The 24,227-nt window shown below is 63.7% G+C and carries 22 protein-coding genes; 4 read left to right on the top strand and 18 right to left on the bottom strand.

Going from position 1 to position 24,227, the window contains the following annotated elements:
• Positions 1 to 123: 123 nt before the first annotated feature.
• The 15 genes from ACWGTO_RS16815 to puuE form a co-directional block, all read right to left on the bottom strand.
• On the bottom strand, positions 124 to 1,506 hold the full coding sequence (locus ACWGTO_RS16815) for a S8 family serine peptidase (RefSeq protein WP_454575939.1): 1,383 nt from the start codon (positions 1,504 to 1,506) through the stop codon (positions 124 to 126).
• 139 nt (positions 1,507 to 1,645) lie between these two features.
• The gene (locus ACWGTO_RS16820; RefSeq protein ID WP_454576024.1) at positions 1,646 to 2,314 is read right to left on the bottom strand and encodes an anti-sigma factor; all 669 of its coding nucleotides are present in this window, start codon (positions 2,312 to 2,314) and stop codon (positions 1,646 to 1,648) included.
• Positions 2,315 to 2,328: 14 nt separating this feature from the next.
• Entirely contained in the window at positions 2,329 to 2,895 is a 567-nt protein-coding gene (locus tag ACWGTO_RS16825) for a sigma-70 family RNA polymerase sigma factor (protein ID WP_352555779.1), read from the bottom strand.
• A gap of 146 nt (positions 2,896 to 3,041) precedes the next feature.
• Positions 3,042 to 3,881 (bottom strand): alkaline phosphatase family protein, encoded by an 840-nt coding sequence (locus ACWGTO_RS16830; RefSeq protein ID WP_454575940.1) that lies wholly within the window; start codon positions 3,879 to 3,881, stop codon positions 3,042 to 3,044.
• A 117-nt stretch (positions 3,882 to 3,998) separates the two neighbouring features.
• Positions 3,999 to 5,654 (bottom strand): ABC transporter ATP-binding protein, encoded by a 1,656-nt coding sequence (locus ACWGTO_RS16835; RefSeq protein WP_454575941.1) that lies wholly within the window; start codon positions 5,652 to 5,654, stop codon positions 3,999 to 4,001.
• Entirely contained in the window at positions 5,654 to 6,481 is an 828-nt protein-coding gene (locus ACWGTO_RS16840) for an ABC transporter permease (protein ID WP_454575942.1), read from the bottom strand. Before ACWGTO_RS16840 ends, ACWGTO_RS16835 begins: the two co-directional genes overlap by 1 nt.
• A 10-nt stretch (positions 6,482 to 6,491) precedes the next feature.
• Positions 6,492 to 7,451 (bottom strand): ABC transporter permease, encoded by a 960-nt coding sequence (locus tag ACWGTO_RS16845; protein ID WP_454575943.1) that lies wholly within the window; start codon positions 7,449 to 7,451, stop codon positions 6,492 to 6,494.
• Positions 7,452 to 7,467: 16 nt separating this feature from the next.
• Positions 7,468 to 9,054, bottom strand: a complete 1,587-nt coding sequence (locus tag ACWGTO_RS16850) for an ABC transporter substrate-binding protein (protein WP_454575944.1) — start codon at positions 9,052 to 9,054, stop codon at positions 7,468 to 7,470.
• A 155-nt stretch (positions 9,055 to 9,209) separates the two neighbouring features.
• The gene (locus ACWGTO_RS16855; protein ID WP_454575945.1) at positions 9,210 to 11,195 is read right to left on the bottom strand and encodes a CocE/NonD family hydrolase; all 1,986 of its coding nucleotides are present in this window, start codon (positions 11,193 to 11,195) and stop codon (positions 9,210 to 9,212) included.
• Between the two features lie 79 nt (positions 11,196 to 11,274).
• The gene (locus ACWGTO_RS16860) at positions 11,275 to 11,688 is read right to left on the bottom strand and encodes a type II toxin-antitoxin system MqsA family antitoxin (RefSeq protein ID WP_454575946.1); all 414 of its coding nucleotides are present in this window, start codon (positions 11,686 to 11,688) and stop codon (positions 11,275 to 11,277) included.
• Between the two features lies 1 nt (position 11,689).
• Positions 11,690 to 11,995, bottom strand: coding sequence for a type II toxin-antitoxin system MqsR family toxin (locus ACWGTO_RS16865; protein WP_454575947.1), 306 nt, complete (start codon positions 11,993 to 11,995; stop codon positions 11,690 to 11,692).
• A gap of 58 nt (positions 11,996 to 12,053) precedes the next feature.
• Positions 12,054 to 12,647, bottom strand: coding sequence for a nucleoside deaminase (locus ACWGTO_RS16870; protein WP_454575948.1), 594 nt, complete (start codon positions 12,645 to 12,647; stop codon positions 12,054 to 12,056).
• A gap of 4 nt (positions 12,648 to 12,651) precedes the next feature.
• The gene (locus tag ACWGTO_RS16875; RefSeq protein WP_454575949.1) at positions 12,652 to 13,152 is read right to left on the bottom strand and encodes an ureidoglycolate lyase; all 501 of its coding nucleotides are present in this window, start codon (positions 13,150 to 13,152) and stop codon (positions 12,652 to 12,654) included.
• On the bottom strand, positions 13,149 to 14,012 hold the full coding sequence (locus ACWGTO_RS16880; protein WP_454575950.1) for a bifunctional allantoicase/(S)-ureidoglycine aminohydrolase: 864 nt from the start codon (positions 14,010 to 14,012) through the stop codon (positions 13,149 to 13,151). The genes ACWGTO_RS16875 and ACWGTO_RS16880 overlap by 4 nt, the downstream gene beginning before the upstream one ends.
• A gap of 11 nt (positions 14,013 to 14,023) precedes the next feature.
• The gene (gene puuE / locus ACWGTO_RS16885) at positions 14,024 to 15,442 is read right to left on the bottom strand and encodes an allantoinase PuuE (protein ID WP_454575951.1); all 1,419 of its coding nucleotides are present in this window, start codon (positions 15,440 to 15,442) and stop codon (positions 14,024 to 14,026) included.
• Between the two features lie 183 nt (positions 15,443 to 15,625).
• On the opposite strand from puuE, the gene uraH reads away from it, so the two are divergent.
• The 4 genes from uraH (at position 15,626) to xdhC (ending at position 20,903) form a co-directional block, all read left to right on the top strand.
• The gene (gene uraH / locus ACWGTO_RS16890; RefSeq protein ID WP_454575952.1) at positions 15,626 to 16,000 is read left to right on the top strand and encodes a hydroxyisourate hydrolase; all 375 of its coding nucleotides are present in this window, start codon (positions 15,626 to 15,628) and stop codon (positions 15,998 to 16,000) included.
• Positions 16,001 to 16,003: 3 nt separating this feature from the next.
• The gene (xdhA, locus tag ACWGTO_RS16895) at positions 16,004 to 17,485 is read left to right on the top strand and encodes a xanthine dehydrogenase small subunit (RefSeq protein WP_454575953.1); all 1,482 of its coding nucleotides are present in this window, start codon (positions 16,004 to 16,006) and stop codon (positions 17,483 to 17,485) included.
• A complete protein-coding gene (gene xdhB / locus ACWGTO_RS16900) occupies positions 17,485 to 19,830 on the top strand; it encodes a xanthine dehydrogenase molybdopterin binding subunit (RefSeq protein WP_454575954.1) in 2,346 nt (781 codons plus the stop codon). Before xdhA ends, xdhB begins: the two co-directional genes overlap by 1 nt.
• A gap of 62 nt (positions 19,831 to 19,892) precedes the next feature.
• Positions 19,893 to 20,903, top strand: a complete 1,011-nt coding sequence (gene xdhC, locus ACWGTO_RS16905) for a xanthine dehydrogenase accessory protein XdhC (protein WP_454575955.1) — start codon at positions 19,893 to 19,895, stop codon at positions 20,901 to 20,903.
• 13 nt (positions 20,904 to 20,916) lie between these two features.
• On the opposite strand, the gene ACWGTO_RS16910 is transcribed toward xdhC, so the two are convergent.
• From ACWGTO_RS16910 to ACWGTO_RS16920, 3 genes are all read right to left on the bottom strand, one after another.
• Positions 20,917 to 22,167, bottom strand: a complete 1,251-nt coding sequence (locus tag ACWGTO_RS16910; RefSeq protein ID WP_454575956.1) for an LLM class flavin-dependent oxidoreductase — start codon at positions 22,165 to 22,167, stop codon at positions 20,917 to 20,919.
• A complete protein-coding gene (locus ACWGTO_RS16915) occupies positions 22,164 to 23,102 on the bottom strand; it encodes an LLM class flavin-dependent oxidoreductase (protein WP_454575957.1) in 939 nt (312 codons plus the stop codon). Before ACWGTO_RS16915 ends, ACWGTO_RS16910 begins: the two co-directional genes overlap by 4 nt.
• A gap of 117 nt (positions 23,103 to 23,219) precedes the next feature.
• Positions 23,220 to 24,140, bottom strand: coding sequence for a LysR substrate-binding domain-containing protein (locus ACWGTO_RS16920; RefSeq protein ID WP_454575958.1), 921 nt, complete (start codon positions 24,138 to 24,140; stop codon positions 23,220 to 23,222).
• Between the last annotated feature and the right edge of the window lie 87 nt (positions 24,141 to 24,227).

Raw genomic sequence — 24,227 nt, forward strand, 5'->3', positions numbered from 1 at the left:
CAGCCCTCTTCATATCCCTTGGTGTAAGGGCTGCCTTGGATCTGCATTTTGGTCTCCTGATTTGGGAGAAAAACTCAGCCTCAGGCGATTTGGTTCCGTCTCCAGCCTTCGCTGTCGGCCTCCTCACTCCTTGGCAGCTTCAGCCGCCTTGGTGTCCAGCAACCCGTAGCCGAAATCATTGTCCCGCCCCTTCGGGCCGAGATCCCTCGCGGTGGTGGCCAGCGCCTTTTCGATATCGTCAGCCGAGCGCTCGGGTGCGGCGTGGATCAGGTTGGCGATCGCACCGGAGACGATAGCGGCGGCAAACGAGGTGCCGGTGACGACGTCCGAGCCGGCGCCGCTCGGCGCAACCATTTCGACGCCGGGCGCGGAGATGAAGACGTAGGCGCCGCGATTGGCCTGCTGCATCAGCCCGTCCTTGGCGTCCGTGGCTGTCACCGCGATGACGCCGTCATAGGCGGCTGGGTAACCATAGGGCGCCTTCGGACCGTTGTTTCCTGCGGCGGCGACGAGAATGATGCCGAGCCCACGGGCATTGCGGCAAGCGGTGGCGAGCAGGTCGTTCTTGGGGCCGACGAAGCTCATATTGATGATCGAGACATTCTGGTCCGCCGCCCAGTCGAGCGCCGACAGGATGACATCCATGGTCGACTTGCCGTCTTCGAAGGCGCGGGCGTGATAGATTCGAGCCCCGGGCGCCATGCCTTCGAGCGCGCCGACGCCGGCAATCAGCCCGTCAACCGAGGTTCCGTGGTCACGCTTTTCGATCGGCACGTCGGGCATGGCGTCGAACTGGTCGGCAATGACGCCGGCCAGCGCCGGATTGGTGTCGTCAATGCCGGTGTCGATGACGGCGACGCGCACGTTTTCGCCGCTGGCCTTCTTGTTGTCGAGCTGGATGCGCTCGAAGGCATAGTTGACGATGCCGGCCGCCTGCTGCAGCGAATAGACATGGTTGGGCTCGCGCCGCTGGGTGCGGCCGTCGGCGGCCAGCTGCGCCAGCACGGTGCCAACCGGGCGGCCATCGGGGATGCCGAAGCGCACCAAAGTAGTGCCGAGCAGACGCGACTGGCGCTGCGATCGCACTTCAAGGCCGAAAGAGGCTGCGATCTGCTGGACGGCGCCTGCGTCGCCATCGATGGTCACCAGCACCTCGTCGGGCACGAATTCGCCGACCACGGCGCGGCGCGGTGCAGTCGCGACAAGATCGGTCGGCGAAACGATCGCTCGGCCGGCCGGCGGTCCGGCCTGCGAGTCGGCAGGCGGCGCTGACGGCCGAGGCGTCGGCACCGGCGCTGCGGAAGCGGGTGGATTGGGAAACAGGTCGACTATCAGGGCCGGAAGGACAACAGTGCCCTGGCCGCCGCCCGCTCCGCCATTTGCACCATTGTCGTCCTTGGGGCAGTCGGCCGCGGCTGCACCAGCCGGGTCGGTGCAGTCGGTCTTTGTGCGGCCGGCATTGGGATCTTTGGTCTGCGCCGACGCAGGCACGGCGGCGATTGTCATCGCCGCCGCCAGAGCAATTCCAAGAAAAGTGCGTAGCGGTTTTCTGTCCGGAATTGCGTCAAAACAATGAGATAGAGCGGCCCGGCGTTTCCGTGAAACGGTGAATCGCTCCAGGAGTTCTGCAAATCGAATGACCGCCTTAGCTGTCATCAACCGGTTTCCTTCCCTCGATCACAGTCTCGACGAAAGGCTGGGCGGCAATAAGGCCGACGAGCTTGGCGTAGTCTGCTCCGGTCTTGGCCGGGATGGCGATGCGGAAGACGCCCGAGGCGGTCGGCCCGCCGGCGATCTTCAGCCCGTTCTGATCGAGGAAGACGGCGATGTCGGACATCCTGGCCTCCGGCTTGAACTTGACCAGCGCGAAGGGCAGTTTCGCCAGCTCATCCTCGGCCCCGGCAATCTCGAAATCATTGCCCTTGCCGCCGGTGTGCACGTAGGACTGCACCACCACCAACGCCAGCAAGACCGCGGCTGCCGCCCAGGCGACGCTGACCGGCACCGCCATGAAACGGTCGAGCGCCTGCGCCAACCAGGAACGGCCCGCCGGGGCGCGCGCCGGCCCGGCCTCGGCGTCGAGCGCCTTGGCAAAGCGGCTGAGCGCATCGGCCGGCGGCCGGATCGCTTCATTGGCGGCAGTGGTGCCGGAGAACTCGGCCTCGGCCTCGCCAAGCGCCGCCATCGCGGCCGGATCGGACGCCAGCCATTCCTCGACGGCTTCGAGGTCGGAACCTTCCAGCGAGCCGTTCAGGTAGAACGGCAGCAGCGTTTCCATTTCGTCGCGGCGCGACATCTTTTCAGCGGCGCTCATATCTTCAGGATTGCTCATGGCCACCCCCTGTCGTAACCGGCGGCCTTCAGGGCTTCGCCGAGTTTCTTGCGGGCGTAGAACATTCGGGTCTTGACGGTGGCGACGGGGATGTTGAGCACCTCGCCGATCTCCGTCACCGACTGTCCGTGGTAATAGGCAAGGTCGATCACCGAGCGGTGTTCTTCCGGCAAGGCATCGACGAAGCGCCGCAAGGCGGCGCCCTTGTCTTCCTTCATGGTGGCGACTTCGGGCGTGTCGGCGCTGTCGGGGACCTGCGCCGCATCGTCGTCGTCGATCCAGTCTTCCTTCTTCTTGCGCAGCATCGAAAGCGCCTTGAAGCGGGCGATGCCGAGCAGCCATGTCGAGACTTCCGAGCGTCCTTCGAAGCCGGGCGCCTGGCGCCACAGCTCAAGAAAGACCTCGTTTGCGATATCGTCGGCCATCATTTCCGATCCCGTCTGGCGCGCCACGAAGCGGTAGACCCGCGCGTGATGACGCATGAACAGCAGCCGAACAGCGGCACGGTCGCCCTTCGCGACCCGGTCGACAAGCGCGCGATCAGTCTCGGTCGCTGCCGTCATGGCCGGTCGAGCCGCCTGGCTCCTGTTAGCTCTGTCGCCGATCGTGCCAAAAAGGTTCATCCTTCCGCCAAAGGAATTTTGCGGAAGCTAACCGAAGAAGATGTGTGTTGCCAGTGGGGCTGTGGGGGAAGGGAAGAGCGCCCAGCTCAATCCAGAAAAGCCTTCGCCTTCATCGTCGCCGGCACTGCCACACCCAGCCGCTTCAGCACCGTTGGGGCCAGCTGCAGCTGGTCGAGCAGCGTATCGGCCTGCGGCCCTTGGCCTTGCCCGAAATAATACAGCGCGAAATCCTGCATTTCGTCGTCATGGCCGCCATGATGGCCGCGGTCGGTCTGGCCGTGGTCGGCGGTGACGATCACCTCATAGCCGGCCTGCCGCCAGCCTGGCAGGAAGGCAGCCAGCATGCCGTCCATCGCGTAGACGGCATGATCCATCTCGTGGCAATCGTGGCCGAAGCGGTGGCCCATCGAATCCAGCGTACAGGTGTGCAGGATGCCGTAATCGATACCGTGGCGCCGGGTCAGCATGGTCAGCGTCGCAAACAGGTCGACATCGCTCGGCGTCATCTGGTTGCGCAAATTGTAGCCAGTCATGGTGTGGAAGCGGCCATGCGTGATCGGCCCATCCGGCTCGTCGAACTCCATGTCCTCGACCAGGTCGAACGGATAGGAGCGGAAGAATTCGGACCAGTAGGAGTGCGTCACCGCACCGGTCTTGCCGCCAGCCTTGCTGACCTCGGAGAAAATGTCCGGCTGGTTGACGAGAAAACGGTTCTCGTTGGACAGGATGCCGTGTTCCTGCGGCGAAACCCCGGTGTGGATCGAGGCATAGCAGCAGGCCGAGGTCGACGGCAGCACCGAGCGCATCTTCCACATCCGCGCCTCGCCCGACTGCACCCAGCCCTCGAGATTGCCCATCAGCCGGCGCCAGTTCCGGTAGGGCACGCCATCGAGGACGATGAGGAGAAGCTTGGTCTCGAGCGCCATGACGGCTCCGTGCGATTGGGCGGAAACAAGGGCCTGTTGCCTTTCGGCGGCAGGCCCTCTTCTGTCATGGGGCCAGACGTTCGGCCAGTGCGTGTAGATGCTCGCGCTGCGCTTGCGTCAGTTGCCCGCGCTTGCCATGCGCCGTCCCTTGATCGCCTTTTCCAGCCAGCCGATCTCCATCTCGGGGACAGAGGACAGGAGCAGGTCGGTGTAGGCGTCGAAGGGCGGCGTCAGCACCTTGCTCTTGGCGCCATAGCGCACCACCTCGCCGCGATACATCACCGCGATCGAATCGGCGATCGACTTCACCGTCGCCAGATCGTGGGTGATGAAGAGGTAGGCGACCTTCTCGTGCTGCTGCAGGTTCAACAGAAGCTTGAGAATGCCGTTGGCCACCAGCGGGTCGAGCGCCGATGTCACCTCGTCGCAAATGATCAGCTTCGGCTTGGCGGCAAGCGAGCGGGCGATGCAGACGCGCTGCTTCTGGCCGCCGGACAATTCGGCCGGATAGCGATCGAGGAAACCCTTGCCCATCTCGATCTCGTCGAGCAGTTCGGCCACACGCTTGTCGCGTTCGCGGCCGCGAATGCCGAAATAGAACTCGAGCGGCCGGCCGATGATGGTGCCCACGGTCTGGCGCGGGTTCATCGCCACGTCGGCCATCTGGTAGATCATCTGCAATTGCCGCAGGTCCTCCTTCGGCCGGTCGGCGAGCCGGTTGGCGAGCGGCCTGCCATCGAAGGTGACGGTGCCTTCCTCGGGCGGCAGAAGCCCGGTGATGGCGCGCGCCAGAGTCGACTTGCCGGAGCCGGATTCGCCGACGACGGCCAGCGTCTGGCCCGGATAGATGTCGACCGAGACGTTCTTAAGCACCTTGACGTTGCCGCCGCCATAAGCGGCGGTGACGTTCTTGACCGAGAGGAACGGCGCAGTACCTGGCTTCTGTTCGGCGTGCTCGATCTCATGCACGGAGACCAGCGCATTGGTATATTCCTGGCGCGGCTCCTTGATGATCTGGCGGGTGCCGCCCCATTCGACGAGCCTGCCATGGCGCAGCACCATGATCTCGTCCGAGACCTGGGCGACGACGGCAAGATCGTGGGTGATGTAAAGCGCCGCGACATGGGTGTCGCGGATGGCGTCCTTGATCGCCGCCAGAACGTCGATCTGCGTCGTCACGTCGAGCGCGGTGGTCGGCTCGTCAAAGACGATCAGGTCCGGCTCCGAGCACAGCGCCATCGCCGTCATCACGCGCTGCAACTGGCCGCCAGAGACCTGGTGCGGGAAGCGTTCGCCGATGGTTTCGGGGTTTGGCAGGCTGAGCTTCTTGAACAGCGCAATAGCGCGCTTCTCCGCCTCGGCCCGTGTCGCTGTGCCGTGCAGCAGCGTGGCTTCCACCACCTGGTCCATCAGCTTGTGCGCCGGGTTAAAGGCGGCAGCCGCCGATTGCGCGACATAGCAGACCTCGCGGCCGCGCAATTTGCGGAAACCTTCCTTGCCGCCCTTGAGGATGTCACGGCCGTTGAGCAGCACCTCGCCGCCGGTGATGCGCACGCCGCCGCGGCCATAGCCCATCGACGACAGGCCGATGGTCGACTTGCCGGCGCCGGACTCGCCGATCAGGCCGAGCACCTTGCCCTTTTCCAGCGTCAGCGAGACGTCGTGCACCAGCACGATGTTCTTCGGCGCCTCGCCGGGTGGGAACACTGTCGCTTCGATGCGCAGGTTGCGGATATCGAGCAGCAGGCCGGGCTTTGCTTTTGTGTCGGCCATCACCCGCGTCCTCCCTTCAGGCTTGTCGTGCGGTTGAGGATCCAGTCGGCAACAAGGTTGACCGAAATCGCCAGCGCCGCGATCGCGGCGGCGGGGAAGAGCGCGGCCCCAATGCCGAACACGATGCCGTCCTTGTTTTCCTTGACCATGCCGCCCCAGTCGGCATCCGGCGGCTGTACGCCAAGGCCGAGGAAGGACAGCGTCGACAAGAATAGCACGGCATAGATGAAGCGCAGGCCGAGTTCAGAAACGAGCGGCGACAGCGCATTGGGCAGAATCTCGCGAAAGATGATCCAGCCGCTGCCTTCGCCGCGCAATTTGGCGGCTTCGACATAATCCATGACGTTGATGTCGACGGCGACTGCGCGCGACAGCCGATAGACGCGGGTCGAGTCGAGAACGCCCATCACCAGGATCAGCGTCACCAGATTGGTCGGCAGCACCGAGAGCACAACGAGCGCCATGATCAGGGTCGGGATCGACATCAGGAGGTCGACTAGGCGCGACAGAAGCGTGTCGAACCAGCCGCCGAACACCGCCGCCGAGAAGCCGAGTATGGCGCCGAGCGAGAACGACAGCGCGGTGGCCAGCACCGCGATGAACAAGGTGACGCGGGCGCCATAGATCATGCGCGACAGCAAATCGCGGCCGAGATTGTCCGTACCCAGCCAATGCGCCGCGGACATTGGTTCCCAAGGAACGTCGCTGACAATCTCGGCATTGCCATGTGGTGCGATCCATGGCGCGAAGACAGCAGCCACGACGAACATCGCAGTCAGCACTATGCCGATCAGCGCCGGGATGGGGATGCGTTTGATATCGAGCATGCCCCGCCCCCTATTTCGGATGTCTGAGGCGCGGATTGGCGACGATCGCCCCGATGTCCGCGATGATGTTCAGGCTGATATAGACGGCCGCAAAGATCAGGCCGACCGCCTGCACCACCGGCACGTCGCGCTTGGTGACGTGGTCGACCAGGTATTGCCCCATGCCGGGATAGACGAAGATCACCTCGACCACGACGACGCCGACGATGAGGTAGGCGAGGTTGAGCATGACGACATTGATGATCGGCGCGATCGCATTGGGGAAGGCGTGCTTGCGGATGACGTTGAAGGCCGACAGGCCTTTCAGTTCCGCTGTCTCGACATAGGCCGACTGCATGACATTGAGGATGGCCGCGCGCGTCATGCGCATCATGTGCGCCAGCACCACCAGCGTCAGCGCGGCGGCCGGCAGCGCGATCGCCTGCATGCGCTCGCCGAACGGCATGCCGTCATAGACCGTGGAAATTGCCGGAAACCATTGATATTTGACGGCAAAGAAAAAGACCAGCACGTAGCCGATGAAGAACTCCGGGAAGGACGTAGAAGCGAGCGCCAGGCCGGAGATCAGCTTGTCGACCCAGCCATTGCGGTAGCGCACCGCGATCAGGCCGAGGATGATGGCCAGCGGCACGGCCACGATCGCTGCCCAGAAGGCGAGGAACAGCGTGTTCCACAGCCGGCCCTTGATCGAGGTCGCGATATCCTGGCCGCTCGACATTGCGGTGCCGAGATCGCCGGTGAGCGCACCGCCCAGCCAGTGGAAATACCTGATGTAGGCGGGCTGGTTCAGTCCGAGCTGCTCGCGCAGATTGGCGAGCGACTCCGGCGTCGCCGACTGTCCGAGAATGGCTTGTGCAACGTCGCCGGGCAGGATTTGCGTGCCGGCGAAGATCAGGACCGAAACGGCCAACAGGAGGACGATGCCCAGCGCAATGCGCTGGGCCACCAGTTTCACGATGGGTGAGGACATCTCCGCAAGGCCGGGCTCAGGCTTCGAGCCAGCACTTTGCCAGGGCGTAGCCGTTCATCAGCTCCTGATGCGGATCGTCGACCCAGCCGCCGACCTTGGCGCCGGTTGCGTCGATGAACTGATTGAACATCGGCAGGATCAGGCCGCCCTCGTCGCGCACCATGACGGCCATGTCGTGGTACATCGCCTTGCGCTTGGCCTCGTCGAGCTCGGCGCGCGCCGCAAGCACCATCTTGTCGAAGTCCGGGCGCTTGAAACGCGTGTCGTTCCAGTCGGCGGTCGACAGGTAGGCGGTGGAGTACATCTGGTCCTGGGTGGAGCGGCCACCCCAGTAGGAGGCGCAGAAGGGCTGCTTGTTCCACACCTCGTTCCAGTAACCGTCGCCGGGCTCGCGCTTGATCTCGAGCTTGATGCCGGCCTTGGCGGCGCTCTGCTGGTAGAGCTGGGCTGCGTCGACGGCGCCCGGGAAGGCGACATCCGAGGTCCTCAGCAGCACGGAACCATCATGGCCCGACTTCTTGTAGTGGAACTTGGCCTTGTCCGGATCGTACTTGCGCTGCTCGATTTCGGTGAAAAGCGGATAGGAGGCGTTGATCGGGAAGTCGTTGCCGAGCGAGCCGTAGCCGCGCAGCACCTTGTTCAGCATCTCCTCGCGGTCGATCGCCAGCTTCAGCGCCATCCTGAGGTCGTTGTTGTCGAACGGCGCCGTGTTGCAATGCATGATGAAGACGTAGTGGCCGGGGCCGGCATGGTTGCGGATGGTGACGCCCGGCACGCGCTTGATCAGGTCGACAATCTTCGGCTCGACGCGGTTGATCATGTTGACCTGGCCGCCCTGCAGGGCCGCCGTGCGCGCCGTAGCGTCGTTGATGACGACAACTTCGATCTGGTCGGCATGGCCCATCTTGTCGGCCTGCCAGTAATTGGCGAAGCGCTCGCCGACGTGGCGCACGCCGGGCTCGTTGGTGACGATTTTGTACGGGCCGGCCGAGACGCCGCCGTCGGGCTTGTCCTTGCCGCCGTTGGGCTGCACGATCAGGTGGTAGTCGCTGAGCAGGTAGGGAAGGTCGGCATTGGCCTCCTTCAGCGTCAGCACCACTTCCTTGCCGCTGGCCTTGATGCTCTCGATGCCCTTCATGTAGCCGAGCGCACCGGACTTCGACTTCTCATCGGAATGGCGCTCGAGCGTCGCGGCGACGTCCTCGGCGGTCACGGTCTTGCCGTTGTGGAACTCGACGCCGTCGCGTATCTTCAGCGTCCACACCTTGGCATCGTCCGACGAGCCGATCTCTTCGGCGATGCGGTTCTCGAGCTTGCCTTCCGGCGACAGCTCGACGATCATTTCGCCCCAGCACTTGCCGAAGGCAAACGGTACCTGCGTCATCATCAGCGCGGGGTCGAGGCTGTTGGTGGATTCACCACCGACCAGGCCGGCCTTCAGCGTACCGCCCTTGACCGGGCCTTCCGCGCGAGCCGCGCTGGAAAGCAGCATGTTAGCGAAGGGTGCGGTGACGCCGAGCGCGGCGGCGCGGCCGAGAAAGTCACGACGGCTCAGCTTGCCGGACGCAACGCGCCGGCTCAGATATTCGAGTTCGTTAGACATTTGAGTTCCTCACTCTGTTGGTTCGACCTTGTGGTCGTTTTTTTGTTTGTTGTTACCAAAGGGATATTGACCGCAAGGCCAAGCGCTAAGCAAGACCGAATGCGACATGCCGTGGCGTAAATCGCACGTCGCAACTGGACCAGTCGGATTGGCGCTCAGAGCAGGTCGCGCGGGATCGTCTCTTCGAAATCGCGTTCGAAAACCAGTCGTTCGCCCTCATAGGCTTCGATTCTGGCACTGACGATGAAGTTTTGCGCATCGGAGCGCATCTCGGCCGATGTCTCGGTGCGTACCGACCATCCATTTCGCGACAAGGTCTGCGTCCAGTGCGTCCGGCCCGAGGCCGACAACGGGTCGTCGGGATGGATCGACCAGCTCTCGCGGGCAATGCTGCCATTGGCCAGCCCATGCGCGAGGTCGCGCACTTCACCGAAATCATCCGTGATCGACAGCGTCACGATGCCGGTCTTCTCGTCGCGATCGACATGGCGCTCGGAAGTGGCAGGCCGGACAGTCTCGGTCGCCCAGGCGGTTGCGCCTTCGGGGGTTGGGAATGAGACGTCGTCGCCTTTTGCCAACGGGCGCAGCGGCAGCGTTAGCGTCGCCGCTGACAGGTCGAGCTGCGCCGGCTCTGGCGAGGGCCAGATCATCGGCCAGTAGGCATTGGAAACGGCGATGCGCAGGCGGTGTCCAGCCGGAATGCGGTAGGCGCACTGGTCGAGGATAACGCACGCCGACACGGTCTCGCCGGGCACCAGTGCTTGCGGGAATTCGTGCGAGTTGCGGTGGGTGAGATTGAGCACACCGTAGGAGATCAGCTCCGAAGCGCCGTCGGGATGGACGTCGCAAAGACGCACCGCGATGTTGGCTTGCCGGCGGTCAGAGGAAAGGCGCATCTCGACCTCCGGCGCGCCGACGATGTCGAGCGCCTCGGCAAGCACAGGCTGATCGAAGCAGACGGACAGCGCATCGTCCGGGCGCTGGTCGCCAGGCAGTTCCGGCCCGAAGGTGAAGGGAAAATACTCGCCGCCGGCTAGACCGCAGCTTTGCAGCGTCGCCACGATCGCCGGCGTGGCGCCGGCAGCAATGAGTTCGATCGCCTCGACCTTGATGTTGGGTGACGGCCATTCCTGTTCGGCCACCCAACGGCCCGGCCGCTCCGGGTGCCAGCGCGATGGGCGCACTGAGTCCATGACATAGGCGCGGTAGTCCGGGTCGGTCTCGACGCCGGTGTCGACGCCTTTCAGCCAGCGGTCCCACCAGCGTAGCGCCACCTGCAGGAAGCCGATGGCGGGTTTTGGCCCGGCATAATGCGGGTATTTGTGGATCCATGGCCCGACAATGCCCTTCACCGGCGCCTGGATGTTGGTGACCAGGTGCGAAATCGTGTTGCGGTAGCCGTCGTGCCAGCCGCCGATGGACAGCACCGCGGACTTGACGGCGGAGAAATCCTCGCAGATCGAACCGCGCTTCCAATAGGCATCGCGGTGCTGATGTCTGAGCCAGAGCGGCAAGAGGAAAGCCTGGTTTTCCAGCCGCGTCAGCCACAGATCGCGCCAGCGGTTGTCGCCGGCAATCAGCGGGTCCGGCGGCCGCGACGAGTAGGACAGCATCGTCGAGGCCCAGCCGAAATTTTCCGTCAGCAGGCAGCCGCCCTTGTAATGGATGTCGTCGGCATAACGGTCAACGGTCGAGCACAGGCTGATCACCGCCTTCAGCGCCGGTGGCTGCCTGGCCGCCACCTGCAGACAGTTGAAGCCGCCCCAGGAGATGCCCATCATGCCGACGCTGCCATTGCACCAGGGCTGTGCCGCCGCCCAGGCGATGACATCGCAGGCGTCCTGCAATTCCTGCTCGGAATACTCGTCGTCCATCAGCCCTTCGGAATCGCCATTGCCGCGCATGTCGACGCGGATCGAGGCATAGCCGTGGCCGGCGAAATAGGGATGCGTCAGCTGATCGCGAAAGATGGTGCCGTCACGCTTGCGGTAGGGCAGGTGTTCGAGGATCGCCGGCACCGGATCGTCGCTGGCATCCGCCGGCATCCACACCCGCGCCGACAGCCGGCAGCCGTCCGGCATGACGATGCCCATATCAGGGAATTCGACGACCTCTCGGGGAAATTCAGTGACGGTTTTCATGGGTTGGCATAACGCCCCGCCTGCCCAACACTTTCAATCGTCATTCGCGACTGGAGCAGCGAAAATTGCGACCTGGTCGCTAACGCAATTCGTCCAGCAGTTCGGGATGTTTCTCCAGCAGGGTCATCAGCTGAATGGTCGGACCGCTCGGCTCGATCAGGCCCCTTTCATATTTGTCGAAGGCGTTCTCACCGACCTTGAAAAGCGATCCTGCCTCGCGCTGCGACAGTTTGAGCTTCGTTCGCATGCGCCGGATGGTTTCCGGCGCCGGTACACCGTCGACTTTCTCCTTCAGAATTCGGAGAGCCGCATCGGTGGCAATCATGTCGTCTCCCACATGCACGCCTTCGCCCTCCGAAGCCGGGTAGTAACCCGGCAGGTCGACGGTCATGCTCTGACCCTTGTAGGTCACGGTGAAAGGACGAACACCGCGCGTCAGGGTTTCACCCGTTTCGGGTGAGATCATGGTTTCGCTGGTTTGTCTTGCCGCCATGTCATTTCTCCTTGAACGCCATGACCGTGAATTCAGTCACGACATCCGCCTGGAATTTCACATAGAGAACGACGTCGCGTGCCGGCACGTAATAGACGTCCTGCCAGACCCGATGATCGGCGAAAGTCGTCATCGACTTCACGAACATCTTGCGTGTCATGCCGCCGATCACTTCGACAATGCCGGCACGATCGAAGCCGAGGCCGAGAGCGTCGCGCAGCGCCGATGTTGTGATCGCCAGCGTGTCCACAGACCCGAACGTCGTCTTGATCGCATCAAGATCGTAGGTGGGCCTGCGTTTCTCCATACCTAAATATGCCACCATAAAGGTGGCAATTCAAGACGCTAGGATCAACAGCCCGAGGTCAGTTCAGCGGGATCTCGTTCTCGGCCTTGCTGTCCTGATAGACGCCGGACAACTCGTCGTAGCGCGCCGAAATCCTGCCGATCCGCCCCTCCAGCCTTTCGCGCTCGGCCTGCGGCAGTGCCCGCACCAGTCTGCGAATGGAAAAACTCTTCCAATAAGCATTCTCGGCATTGTAGCCGCCGGGATCGAGGGTGAAGACCTCTTTCAGAATCTTCAGATCGTGTGGGATGGCAAACGAGTCGCGCGAATCCTCGTGGCTGAACAAATAGTAGAAATTGTCGAAGCCGGTCCAGGTGATCGCCGACAGGCACAGCGAACAAGGCTCATGCGTGGCGATGAAGATGGCGTCCTTGGTGTCGACACGCTCCGCCTTCGGCATTTCATAAAAGCGCTTCAGGCAGTGCACCTCGCCATGCCAGAGCGGGTTTTCCATCTCGTTGTTGGTTTCGGCCAGCACCAGCGAGCGGTCGCCCTTCCTCAGGATCGCGGCGCCGAACAGCTTGTTGCCGTGGGCCACGCCGTCAGCCGTCTTCGGCACGATGTCGTGCTCGATGACGTCGAGCAGGCGGTCGATCAGCGAAATGTCGGTCATTTACTCAGGTCTCGTCTGGAAGATGGATCTCGTAGGGATGCGAGAAGTGGAACTCTTCGAGGTTGGAGCCGTCGCCGCCGCGGTCGACGATGACGAAATCCTGGGCCTCGCCGAGCGGCGTCAGCACGCCGTGCCAGAGATTGCGGGGATAGTTGATGCCTTGTCCCGGCGCCGTGATGAAGGCGTGCGGTTCGCCCGGACCATCCTTGCCGTCATGGCAGACGACGACCAGGAACGGGCGCGGCGACAGCGGGATGAAAGCCTGGCTGCCAAAGGGATGCCGCTCGACCATGGTCAGTTTCAGCGGCAGTTCGTAAGGCGTTCCGCGCACCATCGAAATCAGCACACGCGCATTCGGGCCCGCCGCCTCAGCCGTGGCCAGGTCGTGGTGGCGCTCAGCGCGGCCAGCATTGATCGGGTAGTGGTTGTCGCCGCCCATATCGATGACGTCGCCGAAGCCGGCAAAGCTTTCGCGGGTCAGTGGCCGCGCTGCGATGCGGGTCACCGCGCGCGACCGCCGAAGCCCGCGCCGCCGAGCTTGGCGTGCCGGTTGACGTCCTTGTAGAGCAGATAACGGAATTTTCCGGGACCACCGGCATAACAGGCCTGCGGGCAGAAAGCGCGCAGCCACATGAAGTCGCCGGCCTCGACCTCGACCCAGTCCTGGTTGAGACGGTAGACCGCCTTGCCCTCCAGTACATAAAGCCCGTGTTCCATCACATGCGTCTCGGCGAACGGGATGACGGCGCCGGGCTCGAGCGTGACGATGGTGACATGCATGTCATGGCGCATGTCGGCCGGATCGACGAAGCGCGTCGTCGCCCAGCGGCCCTCGGTGCCGGCCATCGGCGTCGGCGCCACTTGCTGGTCGCTGCTGAAGAAAGCTTCCGGCGCGTCGATGCCGTCGACGACCTCATAGGCCTTCCTGATCCAATGGAAACGCACGGCCTCTCGGCCTTCGTTGCGCACCGTCCAGCCACAGGCTGGCGGCAGGAAGGCAAAGCCACCGGCTTGAAGCACGTGGGTCTTGCCGGCCAGCGAAACGGTCAACTCACCCTCCACCACGAACAGCACGCCCTCAGCGCCGGCGTCCAATTCCGGCCGGTCGCTGCCGCCGCCAGGCAAAACCTCGACGATGTACTGCGAAAATGTCTCGGCAAAGCCCGACAGCGGCCTTGCGATGATCCAGGCCCTGGTCTTGTCCCAGAACGGCAGCGGGCTGGTGACGATGTCCTGCATCACCCCTTTGGGGATGACCGCATAGGCCTCTGTGAAGACCGCGCGCCCGGTCAAAAGCTCGTTCTGGCCGGGATGGCCGCCATGCGGCGCATAATAGGTTCGCTCGGTTGTCTTGATCATATCCATAGTCCTGAACCCTATTGCGGGAGCATGTCTTTCAGGCGGAGCAGCGCGATGCGCTCGACCTGTTTGCAGGCGGTATCGAGTTCGACGCCACGGCTGTTGCCGATGCGCGCCTCAAACTCGGCGAGGATTTCCTCCTTGGTCTTGCCCCGCACCGCGATGATGAAGGGGAAGCCGAAGGTGGTGACGTAGGCAGCGTTGAGTTTGGAAAACAGCTCGCGCTCCTTGTCGGTCAGCGCGTCGAGGCCGGCGGAAGCCTGTTCCCGCGTCGATTCCGCGGTCAGCCGCCTGGCTTTGGCGAGCCTGCCGGCAAGATCGGGATGGGCGTTGAGCACGCCGAGCCGTTCGGTCTCGCTGGCGGCGCGGAAGACGCGACAAAGCGCATTGTGCAGGCCGCCGGCGGTGTCATGCGCGGGCCCAAGCTCCAGTTCATAGGCGCGTTCGGCAATCCACGGCGAATGTTCGAACACGCCGCCGAATGTGTGGACGAAGGTCTCGAATTCCATCTTCGAGGGTTTCAGCGCCGCCGGCTGGTAAGGATGATGCTCGTGCCAGTGCCTGGCGATATCGATGCGGCGTGCCAGCCAGACCTTGTCTTGCGATTTGACATAGTCGACGAAGCGCCTCAGCGCGGCTACCCGGCCGGGTCGCCCGACAAGGCGGCAATGCAGGCCGATGTTCATCATGCGCGGCCGGCCGGCTTTGCCTTCGGCGTAGAGCGTGTCGAAACTGTCCTTGAGGTAGGCAAAGAACTGGTCGCCCGAATTGAAGCCCTGCGGCGTCGCAAAACGCATGTCGTTGGCGTCGAGCGTGTAGGGGATGACGAGCTGCGCGCCGCCCTCATGCTCGAACCAGTAGGGCAGTTCGTCGTCATAGGTGTCCGACACATAGTCGAAGCGGCCTTCTTCGGCGACCAGCCGCACAGTGTTGATCGAGGTGCGGCCGGTGTACCAGCCGGTTGGCCGCTGTCCGGTCACCTCGTAATGCAGCTTGATCGCCGCTTCGAGGTCGCGGCGCTCATCCTCGGCGCTGTGGTCGCGATAGTCGATCCATTTCAGCCCGTGCGAGGCCATTTCCCAGCCGGCTTCCTGCATGGCCGTGACCTGGTCGGGCGAGCGGGCAAGGGCGGTGGCGACCCCGTAACAGGTCACCGGCACATCAGCCTCGCTGAACAGGCGCAACAGCCGCCAGAAGCCGGCCCGCGCGCCATATTCGTAGATCGATTCCATGTTCCAGTGGCGCTGGCCGACCCAGGGCGCGGCGCCGACGATTTCCGACAGGAAGGCTTCCGACGCCTTGTCGCCGTGCAGCACGCAGTTCTCGCCGCCTTCCTCGTAATTGACGACGAACTGCACGGCTATATGCGCACCACCCGGCCATTTCGGATCCGGCGGATTGGCTCCGTAGCCGCGCATGTCTCTCAAGTAACGCATTGCCCCTCCCTGCCGGACGCTGCCGGAAGTTGTGATCAGGATAGTCGAAAGGGCTGCCTGCGCATTCCCCCGAAATTTTTGAAAGTGTTTTTGTGCCGCTCCGCTCGACCGGGACTTATGCATCGCCTTTAATTGGCGCACAATTCATTGCTTTGTTCGACCGTACCGAAATGGGAGGCGCCTGTGGCAGAAACGTCGAAAGCCGATGGCGGACGTCTGACGACGCATGTCCTCGACACCGCGACCGGCAAGCCGGCGGCGGGCCTGTCGATCGCGCTTTATCACCTCGAGGGCGACGCGCGGACACATCTGAAGACCGTTGTCACCAATGCCGACGGCCGTTGCGATGCGCCGCTGCTGGCAGGTGCGGAGTTCCGCCTTGGCGAATACGAACTGATCTTCGCTGCCGGCGACTATCTGCGCGGCCAGGGAACAAAATTGCCGGAACCGGCCTTCCTCGACAGCGTGCCGATCCGCTTCGGCATGGCTGCAACAGTGCATTATCATGTGCCATTGCTTATCTCTCCCTATGGCTATTCGACCTATAGGGGGAGCTGAAGCATGGCCAAGATCACCATACGCAACGAGATCCGCTTCATCCTCAATGGCCGGGATGTCGCGCTGTCGTCGGTGGCACCAGACGCGACCTTGCTCGACTGGCTGCGGCTCGATCGTTCCCTGCGCGGCACCAAGGAAGGCTGCGCCGAAGGCGATTGCGGCGCCTGTACGGTGCTGGTCGGCAAGCTCTTAGCCGGCAAGCTGGTCTATGAAAGCGTCAACGCCTGCATCCGCTTCTTGGGTTCGCTCGACGCCACCCATGTCGTGACGGTGGAGCATCTGCGCGGCGCGCCTGGCCGGTTGCATCCGGTGCAGCAGGCAATGGTGGATTTCCACGGCTCGCAATGCGGCTTCTGCACGCCAGGCTTCGTCATGTCGCTCTACAGCCTGTGGATGAAATCGCCCGATCCGTCGAATGCGGAGATCGAAAAGGCGCTGCAGGGCAATCTCTGCCGCTGCACCGGTTACGAGGCAATCATGCGCGCGGCTCGCGCCATCTCCAGCTACGGCAAGGCGGCGAAGGATCCGCTGGCGGCCGAACGCAAGGCGATCACGGCAAGGCTCGAAGCGGTGCGTGATGGCGCCCGCGTGGAGATCGGCACCGGCAAGCAGCGGCTGATCGTGCCGGCCAACGCCGACGATTTCGCCGCCGTGCTGGACAAAGAGCCGAATGCGACTGTCGTCGCCGGCTCGACCGATGTCGGGCTCTGGGTCACCAAGCATATGCGCGACATTTCACCGGTGGTCTTTATCGGCAATCTCGACGGGTTGTGCGCGATCTCCGAAGAAAACGACGTCATCACCATCGGTGCCGGCGTCACCTACACCGACGCCTTCGCGACACTGGCCAAGCGCATCCCGGCTCTGGGGCCATTGTTCGACCGCATTGGCGGCGAGCAGGTGCGCAATATGGGAACGATCGGGGGCAACATCGCCAACGGCTCGCCGATCGGCGATACACCACCGCCCTTGATCGCGCTCGGCGCGCAGCTGACCCTGCGCCGTGGCAAAAAGCGGCGCACCATCGCGCTCGAGGATTTCTTCATCGCTTATGGCAAGCAGGACCGGCAGCCGGGCGAATTCGTCGAGGCCGTGCATGTCCCCGTGCCGGCCAAGGGCACAAAGTTTGCCGTCTACAAGATCACCAAGCGCCGCGACGAGGACATCACCGCGGCCCTCGGCGCCTTTTTCCTCGACCTGGCCGAGGATGGCACGGTGGCCGACATATGCATTACCTATGGCGGCATGGCGGCAACCCCGAAGCGCGCCTTCGGCGTCGAAAAGGCGCTGATCGGCAAGCCTTGGACGGAAGCGACGGTGGAGGCCGCTATGGCCGAATATGCCGGCGATTTCACCCCGCTGACCGACATGCGGGCTTCGGCGGAATACCGGGCGCTTGCGGCCAAGAACCTGTTGCTGCGCTTCTTTGCCGAGACGACGGGATCGAAGGCGCCGTTCCAGGTGTCACGCAACGAGGCAGCCTGATGAACAAGCACGCTTCCCCCAACCTCAAGGCGCAGAAGATTTCCGGCGGCGTCGCCACTGACCAGCGCCATGATTCCGCGCACAAGCATGTCAGCGGCACCGCCGTTTACATCGACGATCTGCCGGAACCGGCGGGCATGCTGCATGGCTGCCTCGGTCTGTCGACGGCCACGCATGCGGCCATCACCAAAATGGATCTGTCGGCGGTGCGTGCAGCGCCGGGCGTCGTCGACGTGCTGACCGCGAGCGACGTGCCCGGCGAAAACGACATCTCGCCGACCGGCCGTCACGACGAGCCGGTGCTGGCCGACGACAAGGTGCAGTTCTACGGCCAACCGATCTTCTGCGTTATTGCCAAAACGCGCGAGGAGGCGCGGCGCGCCACGCGGCTTGCCAAGGTCGAATACAGTCCATTGCCCTTCGTCACCGACATTGGCGACCTCGATCCGCGCAAGGACAGACTGGTGACGCCGCCGCTCACCTTGAAGCGCGGCGATGCCGCTGCCGCGATCAAGGCGGCGCCGCGCCAGCTGAAGGGCAAGATGCGCATCGGCGGCCAGGAGCATTTCTATCTCGAAGGCCATATCGCCGTTGCCATTCCGGGCGAGGACCAGGACGTCACCATCTATTCCTCGACCCAGCATCCGAGCGAAGTGCAGCATATGGTCAGCCATGCGCTTGGCGTGCCGAGCAACGCCATCACGGTGGAAATCCGCCGCATGGGCGGCGGCTTCGGCGGCAAGGAGACGCAAGGCAACCAATTTGCCGCATTGGCGGCGATCGCGGCGAAGAAACACCATCGCGCCGTCAAGATCCGCCCCGACCGCGACGACGACATGACCGCCACCGGCAAGCGCCATGATTTCCTCGTCGACTACGAAGTGGGTTTCGACGACGACGGCAACATTCTGGGCGTCGATTTCATGTTCGCGGCGCGCTGCGGCTTCTCGTCGGACTTGTCCGGCCCGGTCACGGACCGCGCACTGTTCCACTGCGACAACACCTATTTCTGGCCGGCGGTGCATGCGCAGTCGGCGCCGCTCTACACCAACACGGTGTCGAACACGGCGTTTCGCGGCTTCGGCGGCCCGCAAGGCATGGTCGGCGCCGAACGCGTCATCGACGAGGTTGCCTTTGCCGTCGGCAAGGACCCGCTCGAAATCCGCAAGCTGAATTTCTACGGCACCTCGAATCGCAACGTCACGCCCTATCACCAGACGGTCGAGGACAACATCATCCACCGCATCGTCGCCGAACTGGAGGCGAGCTCAGACTATGCAAGCCGCCGCCGTATAATCGAGGCTTTCAACGCCAACAGCCGCTTCATCAAGCGCGGCCTGGCGCTGACGCCGGTCAAGTTCGGCATCTCGTTCACCGCCACCCACTACAATCAGGCCGGCGCACTGGTGCATGTCTATACCGACGGTTCGGTGCACCTGAACCATGGCGGCACAGAGATGGGGCAAGGCCTATACGTCAAAGTGGCGCAGGTGGTGGCGGAGGAGTTCCAGATCGACCTCGACCAGGTCAAGATCACCGCAACCACGACCGGCAAGGTGCCGAACACTTCGGCCACCGCGGCCTCGTCCGGCACCGACCTCAACGGCATGGCGGCGCAGAACGGCGCCCGCCAGATCAAGGACCGGCTGACCGATTTCGCCGCCGAAAAATACCAGGTACCGCGCGACCAGGTGCTGTTCCTGCCCAACCGGGTGCGCATCGGCAATCAGGAAATCGCCTTCGCCGACCTGATCAAGCAGGCCTATATGGCCCGCATCCAGCTGTCGGCGACAGGCTTTTACAAAACGCCGAAAATCCACTGGAACCGCGACAAAGGCGAAGGCCGCCCCTTCTACTATTTCGCCTATGGCGCCTCGTGCTCGGAAGTCTCGGTCGACACGCTGACCGGCGAATATGTAGTCGAGCGCACCGACATCTTGCATGACACCGGCCGTTCGCTGAACCGTGCCATCGACCTCGGCCAGATCGAGGGCGGCTTCATCCAGGGCATGGGCTGGCTGACCACGGAAGAATTGTGGTGGGACGACAAGGGCCGGCTGCGCACCCACGCGCCGTCGACCTACAAGATCCCGCTGGCGTCCGACCGGCCGAAGATCTTCAACGTCACGCTGGCCGACTGGCCGGAAGCCAACGAGCCGACGGTGCACCGCTCCAAGGCGGTCGGCGAACCGCCCTTCCCGCTCGGCATGTCGGTGCTGCATGCGCTGTCGGACGCGGTGGCAAGCGTTGCCGACCACACGGTCTGTCCGCGACTCGATGCGCCCGCAACGCCGGAGCGTGTGCTGATGGCGATCGAGGGGCTGAGAGGCGCAAAGCCGGCCTGATCGAGCCAAAACGTGCAAATTCAGCCCGGAAACGCTATGTTTCCAAGGTGGGAATGCAGACAATGAACTCGAAAGTGCAAAGCCTGAAAGCGTTTCTCGGCAGCGCCGGGCGGCTTGCCTTGGTCGACGTGGCCGGCACCAAGGGCTCGACGCCGCGCGAGAAGGGCGCGTTCATGCTCGTCTCGCAGGCAGCGATTTTCGGCACGATCGGCGGCGGCCAGCTCGAATACATGGCGATCGACAAGGCCCGGCAGATGCTTTTCTCCCCCCTCGAGGGGGAGATGGCCGCGAAGCGGCCAGAGGGGGTCCTCTCAGAAGGCACTGCTAGGGCGTCGCGCACGGCCGCAACGACCCCACCCGGCGGCTTCGCCGCCACCCTCCCCTCGAGGGGGAGGGGAACCCGCATCGAAGTCGACGAAGTCTGCGCCACGCTCGACATACCGCTTGGCCCCGAGATCGGCCAGTGCTGCGGCGGGCGCGTCGAAGTGCTGATCCGGCTGGTCGATGCCGCGATTGCCGGAGACCTGATCGCAACGGCTGAAGCCGAAGAGGCGCAGCTGCCGCATGTCTATATCTTCGGCGGCGGCCATGTCGGCCAGGCGCTGGCCTCGACCATCGCACTCCTTCCCGTCCATGCCGTCGTCATCGAGACGCGCGCCGAGGCGCTGGAGGGCATGCCTGAGACGGTCGAGACGCGACTGACGCCGATGCCCGAGGCCGAGATACGCAAAGCGCCCGCCGGCACGGCTTTCGCCATCCTCACCCACGACCATGCGCTCGATTTCCTGATCGTCGCCGAGGCGCTGAAGCGCGGCGACGCAGCCTATGTCGGCATGATCGGCTCAAAGACCAAGAAAGCGACATTCAAGCACTGGTTCCTGAAATCGGCGGAGGGCACCGAAGCGGAATTCGCCCGTCTCGTCTCGCCGATCGGCGGAGACGCCGTCAAGGACAAGCGCCCACCGGTGATCGCTGCATTGACGGCCGCCGAGATCATGACGGCGCTGGTCGTTCACAACGCGGCGCCAAATGTCGACCATCAGGTTAGACCAGACAAAGAAACAGCCGGCTAAGTTTTCGCCGCAATTAGGCGGGCCGCTTCAACCCCAGATGCTCGCGCAAGGTGCTTCCTTCGTATTCCTTGCGGAATAGCCCACGGCGCTGCAGTTCCGGCACCACCAGTTCGCAAAAGGCATCGAGCTCGCCGGGAAAGTAAGACGGCATGACATTGAAGCCGTCGGCCGCGCCGCCTTCGAACCGCGCCTGCAATTCGTCGGCGACCTGCGCCGGCGTGCCGACGATGCGCCAATGGCCGCGCGCGCCGGCGAAGTGGCGGGCAAGCTGGCGGATGGAAAGCCCGTCGCGGCGCGATTGTTCGACAACCAGCGCCTGGCGGCTCTTCATCCCCTCGGTCTCCGGCAGTTCCGGCATCGGCCCGTCGATCGGATAGCGCCAGAGGTCGGAAATGCTGAGATAGCTGGACAGCAGCGCCACGCCGACATCGTCGGGGATCAGCGCCTGCAGTTCTTCATGTCTCTCGCGGGCTTCGGCCTCGGTTTCGGCCACTACGGGCGACACGCCGGGCATGATCTTGATGTCGTCGGGCTCGCGCCCATAGGCGGCCATGCGCCCCTTGAGATCGTCATAGAAGGCTTTCGCTTCCTCGAAGGTCTGCGCCGCCGTGAACACCACATCGGCGGTGCGGGCGGCAAGGTCGCGCCCGACATCCGAGGCGCCGGCCTGGACCATTACAGGTGCGCCCTGCGGCGATCGCGGCAGGTCGAGCGGATCTCGCACCGAAAAGCTCTGGCCGTCATGGCCGCGAAAGTTGCCGCCTTGCCAAAGTCCTGACACCACCTCGGCGAATTCGCGCGCCCGCTCATAGCGATCGGCATGGGGCTTGAGGCCCGTGGCGCCGAAATTGGCGGCTTCGATGGGGCTGGCTGACGTCACAAGGTTCCAGCCGGCGCGGCCGCAGCTTAAGTGATCAAGCGACAGAAAGGTGCGCGCCAGGCCGTAAGGCTCGTTGTAGCTGGTCGAGGCCGTCGAGACGAGGCCGATGCGGCTGGTCTGGACGGCGAGCGCCGACAGCAGGCTGATCGGCTCGAAGCCGATCGAGCGTGAGGTCTGGCTGGCAATGCCGACATTGGCTTCGCGCAGGCCGGCGGCGTCCTCGCAGAACACCATGTCGAACTTCGCCGCCTCCGCCGTGCGCGCCAGATGGATGTAGTGGTCGATGTCGATGCCGGCGGTGACATGCGCCTTCGGGTGGCGCCAGGCGGCGATGTGGTGGCCCGCCGCCCACAGGAAGACGCCGAGCTTCATCTGGGGGGTCATCGGGCCCCTCCGGCAAGTCCGAGATGCGAGCGCAATGTCGTTCCGGGATAACCCGGCCGGGCAAGTCCGCGCCGCTGCAACTCCGGCAGCACGCGGCCGAAGAAGCCATCAAGGGCCGAGGGCAACATCGCGATGTTGAATCCGTCCCAGCTTTGCGAGCGGAACGATGCCTCGAGAGTGTCGGCAGCGACATCGACATCGACAGTCAGCAGCAGCTTGACTGCATCCGGATCGCGTCCGCACGCTGCAACGCGCCGCTTCAGATCGTCATGGGGCGGCTTGGCGTCCTGAACCTCGTCTAGCAGCACGACATCGGCGGTGCGCGCGGCGATGTCCAGGTCTGAGACCGACAGGCCGGACATCACCAGCACCGGCGTGTCCTGCGGCGAGCGCGCGACGTTGAGCGGGCCGCGCACGGAGAAAAATTCACCCTCGTGGTCGAGCAGGTGCATCTTTTCGGGATCATGAAAACGGCCGCCGGCCTTGTCGAACAGCAGCGCATCCGCATCCCAGCCCTGCCACAAGCCTTGGACGATGCCGATATATTCTTCGGTACGACGGCGGAAATCGTCCTGCGAGAATCCTTCCGGCCGGCTGAAATTGGCGGCCTCGCGTGGCGCCTGCGCCATGGTCGCGCGCCAGCCGGCGCGGCCGTGGCTGATAATGTCGAGCGAGGCAAAACGGCGCGCCAGATTGTAGGGCTGGTGGGCCACGGTCGAGGCGGTGGCGACAAGACCGATCCTGCTCGTCACCGTCGCCAGCGCCGCCAGCAAGGTCGTGGCCTCGAAGGGGCTCGACCCGGCGCTGTCCAGCACGGAATCATCGAGGACAATCATGTCCAGCCCGGCCGCTTCCGCCTGCCGGGCAAAGCCGGCCAGGTCGCTGAAGGTGAGCGGTGGCCCGGAAGCAATGTTGAGCGAAATGGCGAGGTGCATTGTGGTTTGCTCGTCAGTCGGCGCGGAGCCATCTAGGCGGAGTATGCAAACCTAAAGTCGCCGCCGTGCAAGGCAACCCTTGCGACTGGGCCAACAGTCCATCACGTGCCGGCCAGCCTATTTGCCGGCCAGAATATCCCTGATCAGCCGCTGGCAGCGCTCGGCCATGAAGTCGAGCAGCAGCCGCACCTTGGGATCCTGCAGCTTCTTGTGCGGATAGACGGCGGCGAACTGCACCGGGGTCGGCGGCGTGCTGGCCAGGATGACCTGCAGCCGCCGGTCGCGGATGAACGGTTCGACCTCGAAGCGCGGCTTGTTGATGATGCCGCGCCCGGACAGCGCCCAGCCGGTCAGCACGTCGCCGTCGTCGGTGTCGTAGGGGCCATGCACCTCGTATTTCTGCGGGCCGGACGGCGTTTGCAGCGTCCAGACATATTCGCGCGCCCCGGAGTAGCGCAGCATCAGGCAGTCGTGCTTCTTGCCGATCAGTTCCTGTGGCTCCACCGGTTCGCCGCGCGCTTCCAGATATTTCGGCGCCGCGACCAGCACACGCTCGCATTCCATGATGCCGCGCATCCTCAGGCTGGAATCCTCGATGATGCCGAGCTTGAAGGCGACGTCGATGCCTTCCTTCATGATATCGATGTTATGATCCGAGAGCCTCAGCCGCACCTCGATATCGGGGTATTTGTCGTGAAAATCCGGAATGCCTGACGCCACCAGCCGCCGGCCGAGGCCGAGCGGCGCCGTCACCCGGATGGTTCCGCGCGGCTGGCCGGAGAGCGCCGAGACTGCGGCTTCCGCCTCGGTGATCGCTTCCAGCACCTGCTTGGCGCCGGAATAAAATACGTTGCCGTGCTCGGTCGGCATCAACTGCCTGGTCGTGCGGTTGAACAGCCGCACACCAAGGTGTTTTTCCAGTTCCTTGATGCGGTTCGACGCGACCGCCGGCGAAATGCGCATGTCGCGGCCCGCCGCCGACAGATTGCCAAGCTCGACGACGCGAACGAAGACGGCGATGTTGTCGAGATAGGCCATAAGATTTTCGTGGCTCTCAAACGGCTGCGTGGGATCAACCTACTATTTTCCATTTTTTTTTGAAAGTCATCGTACACCTCGCCTCTT

The sequence above is a fragment of the Mesorhizobium sp. PL10 genome (genome assembly GCF_053714315.1).

Coding starts and splice junctions, on each gene's coding strand:
- ACWGTO_RS16815 (WP_454575939.1), bottom strand. CDS start 1,506: ATGACAATCGCCGCCGTGCCTGCGTCGGCGCAGACCAAAGATCCCAAT.
- ACWGTO_RS16820 (WP_454576024.1), bottom strand. CDS start 2,314: ATGAGCGCCGCTGAAAAGATGTCGCGCCGCGACGAAATGGAAACGCTG.
- ACWGTO_RS16825 (WP_352555779.1), bottom strand. CDS start 2,895: ATGACGGCAGCGACCGAGACTGATCGCGCGCTTGTCGACCGGGTCGCG.
- ACWGTO_RS16830 (WP_454575940.1), bottom strand. CDS start 3,881: ATGGCGCTCGAGACCAAGCTTCTCCTCATCGTCCTCGATGGCGTGCCC.
- ACWGTO_RS16835 (WP_454575941.1), bottom strand. CDS start 5,654: ATGGCCGACACAAAAGCAAAGCCCGGCCTGCTGCTCGATATCCGCAAC.
- ACWGTO_RS16840 (WP_454575942.1), bottom strand. CDS start 6,481: ATGCTCGATATCAAACGCATCCCCATCCCGGCGCTGATCGGCATAGTG.
- ACWGTO_RS16845 (WP_454575943.1), bottom strand. CDS start 7,451: ATGTCCTCACCCATCGTGAAACTGGTGGCCCAGCGCATTGCGCTGGGC.
- ACWGTO_RS16850 (WP_454575944.1), bottom strand. CDS start 9,054: ATGTCTAACGAACTCGAATATCTGAGCCGGCGCGTTGCGTCCGGCAAG.
- ACWGTO_RS16855 (WP_454575945.1), bottom strand. CDS start 11,195: ATGAAAACCGTCACTGAATTTCCCCGAGAGGTCGTCGAATTCCCTGAT.
- ACWGTO_RS16860 (WP_454575946.1), bottom strand. CDS start 11,688: ATGGCGGCAAGACAAACCAGCGAAACCATGATCTCACCCGAAACGGGT.
- ACWGTO_RS16865 (WP_454575947.1), bottom strand. CDS start 11,995: ATGGAGAAACGCAGGCCCACCTACGATCTTGATGCGATCAAGACGACG.
- ACWGTO_RS16870 (WP_454575948.1), bottom strand. CDS start 12,647: ATGACCGACATTTCGCTGATCGACCGCCTGCTCGACGTCATCGAGCAC.
- ACWGTO_RS16880 (WP_454575950.1), bottom strand. CDS start 14,012: ATGGATATGATCAAGACAACCGAGCGAACCTATTATGCGCCGCATGGC.
- puuE (WP_454575951.1), bottom strand. CDS start 15,442: ATGCGTTACTTGAGAGACATGCGCGGCTACGGAGCCAATCCGCCGGAT.
- xdhA (WP_454575953.1), top strand. CDS start 16,004: ATGGCCAAGATCACCATACGCAACGAGATCCGCTTCATCCTCAATGGC.
- xdhB (WP_454575954.1), top strand. CDS start 17,485: ATGAACAAGCACGCTTCCCCCAACCTCAAGGCGCAGAAGATTTCCGGC.
- xdhC (WP_454575955.1), top strand. CDS start 19,893: ATGAACTCGAAAGTGCAAAGCCTGAAAGCGTTTCTCGGCAGCGCCGGG.
- ACWGTO_RS16910 (WP_454575956.1), bottom strand. CDS start 22,167: ATGACCCCCCAGATGAAGCTCGGCGTCTTCCTGTGGGCGGCGGGCCAC.
- ACWGTO_RS16915 (WP_454575957.1), bottom strand. CDS start 23,102: ATGCACCTCGCCATTTCGCTCAACATTGCTTCCGGGCCACCGCTCACC.
- ACWGTO_RS16920 (WP_454575958.1), bottom strand. CDS start 24,140: ATGGCCTATCTCGACAACATCGCCGTCTTCGTTCGCGTCGTCGAGCTT.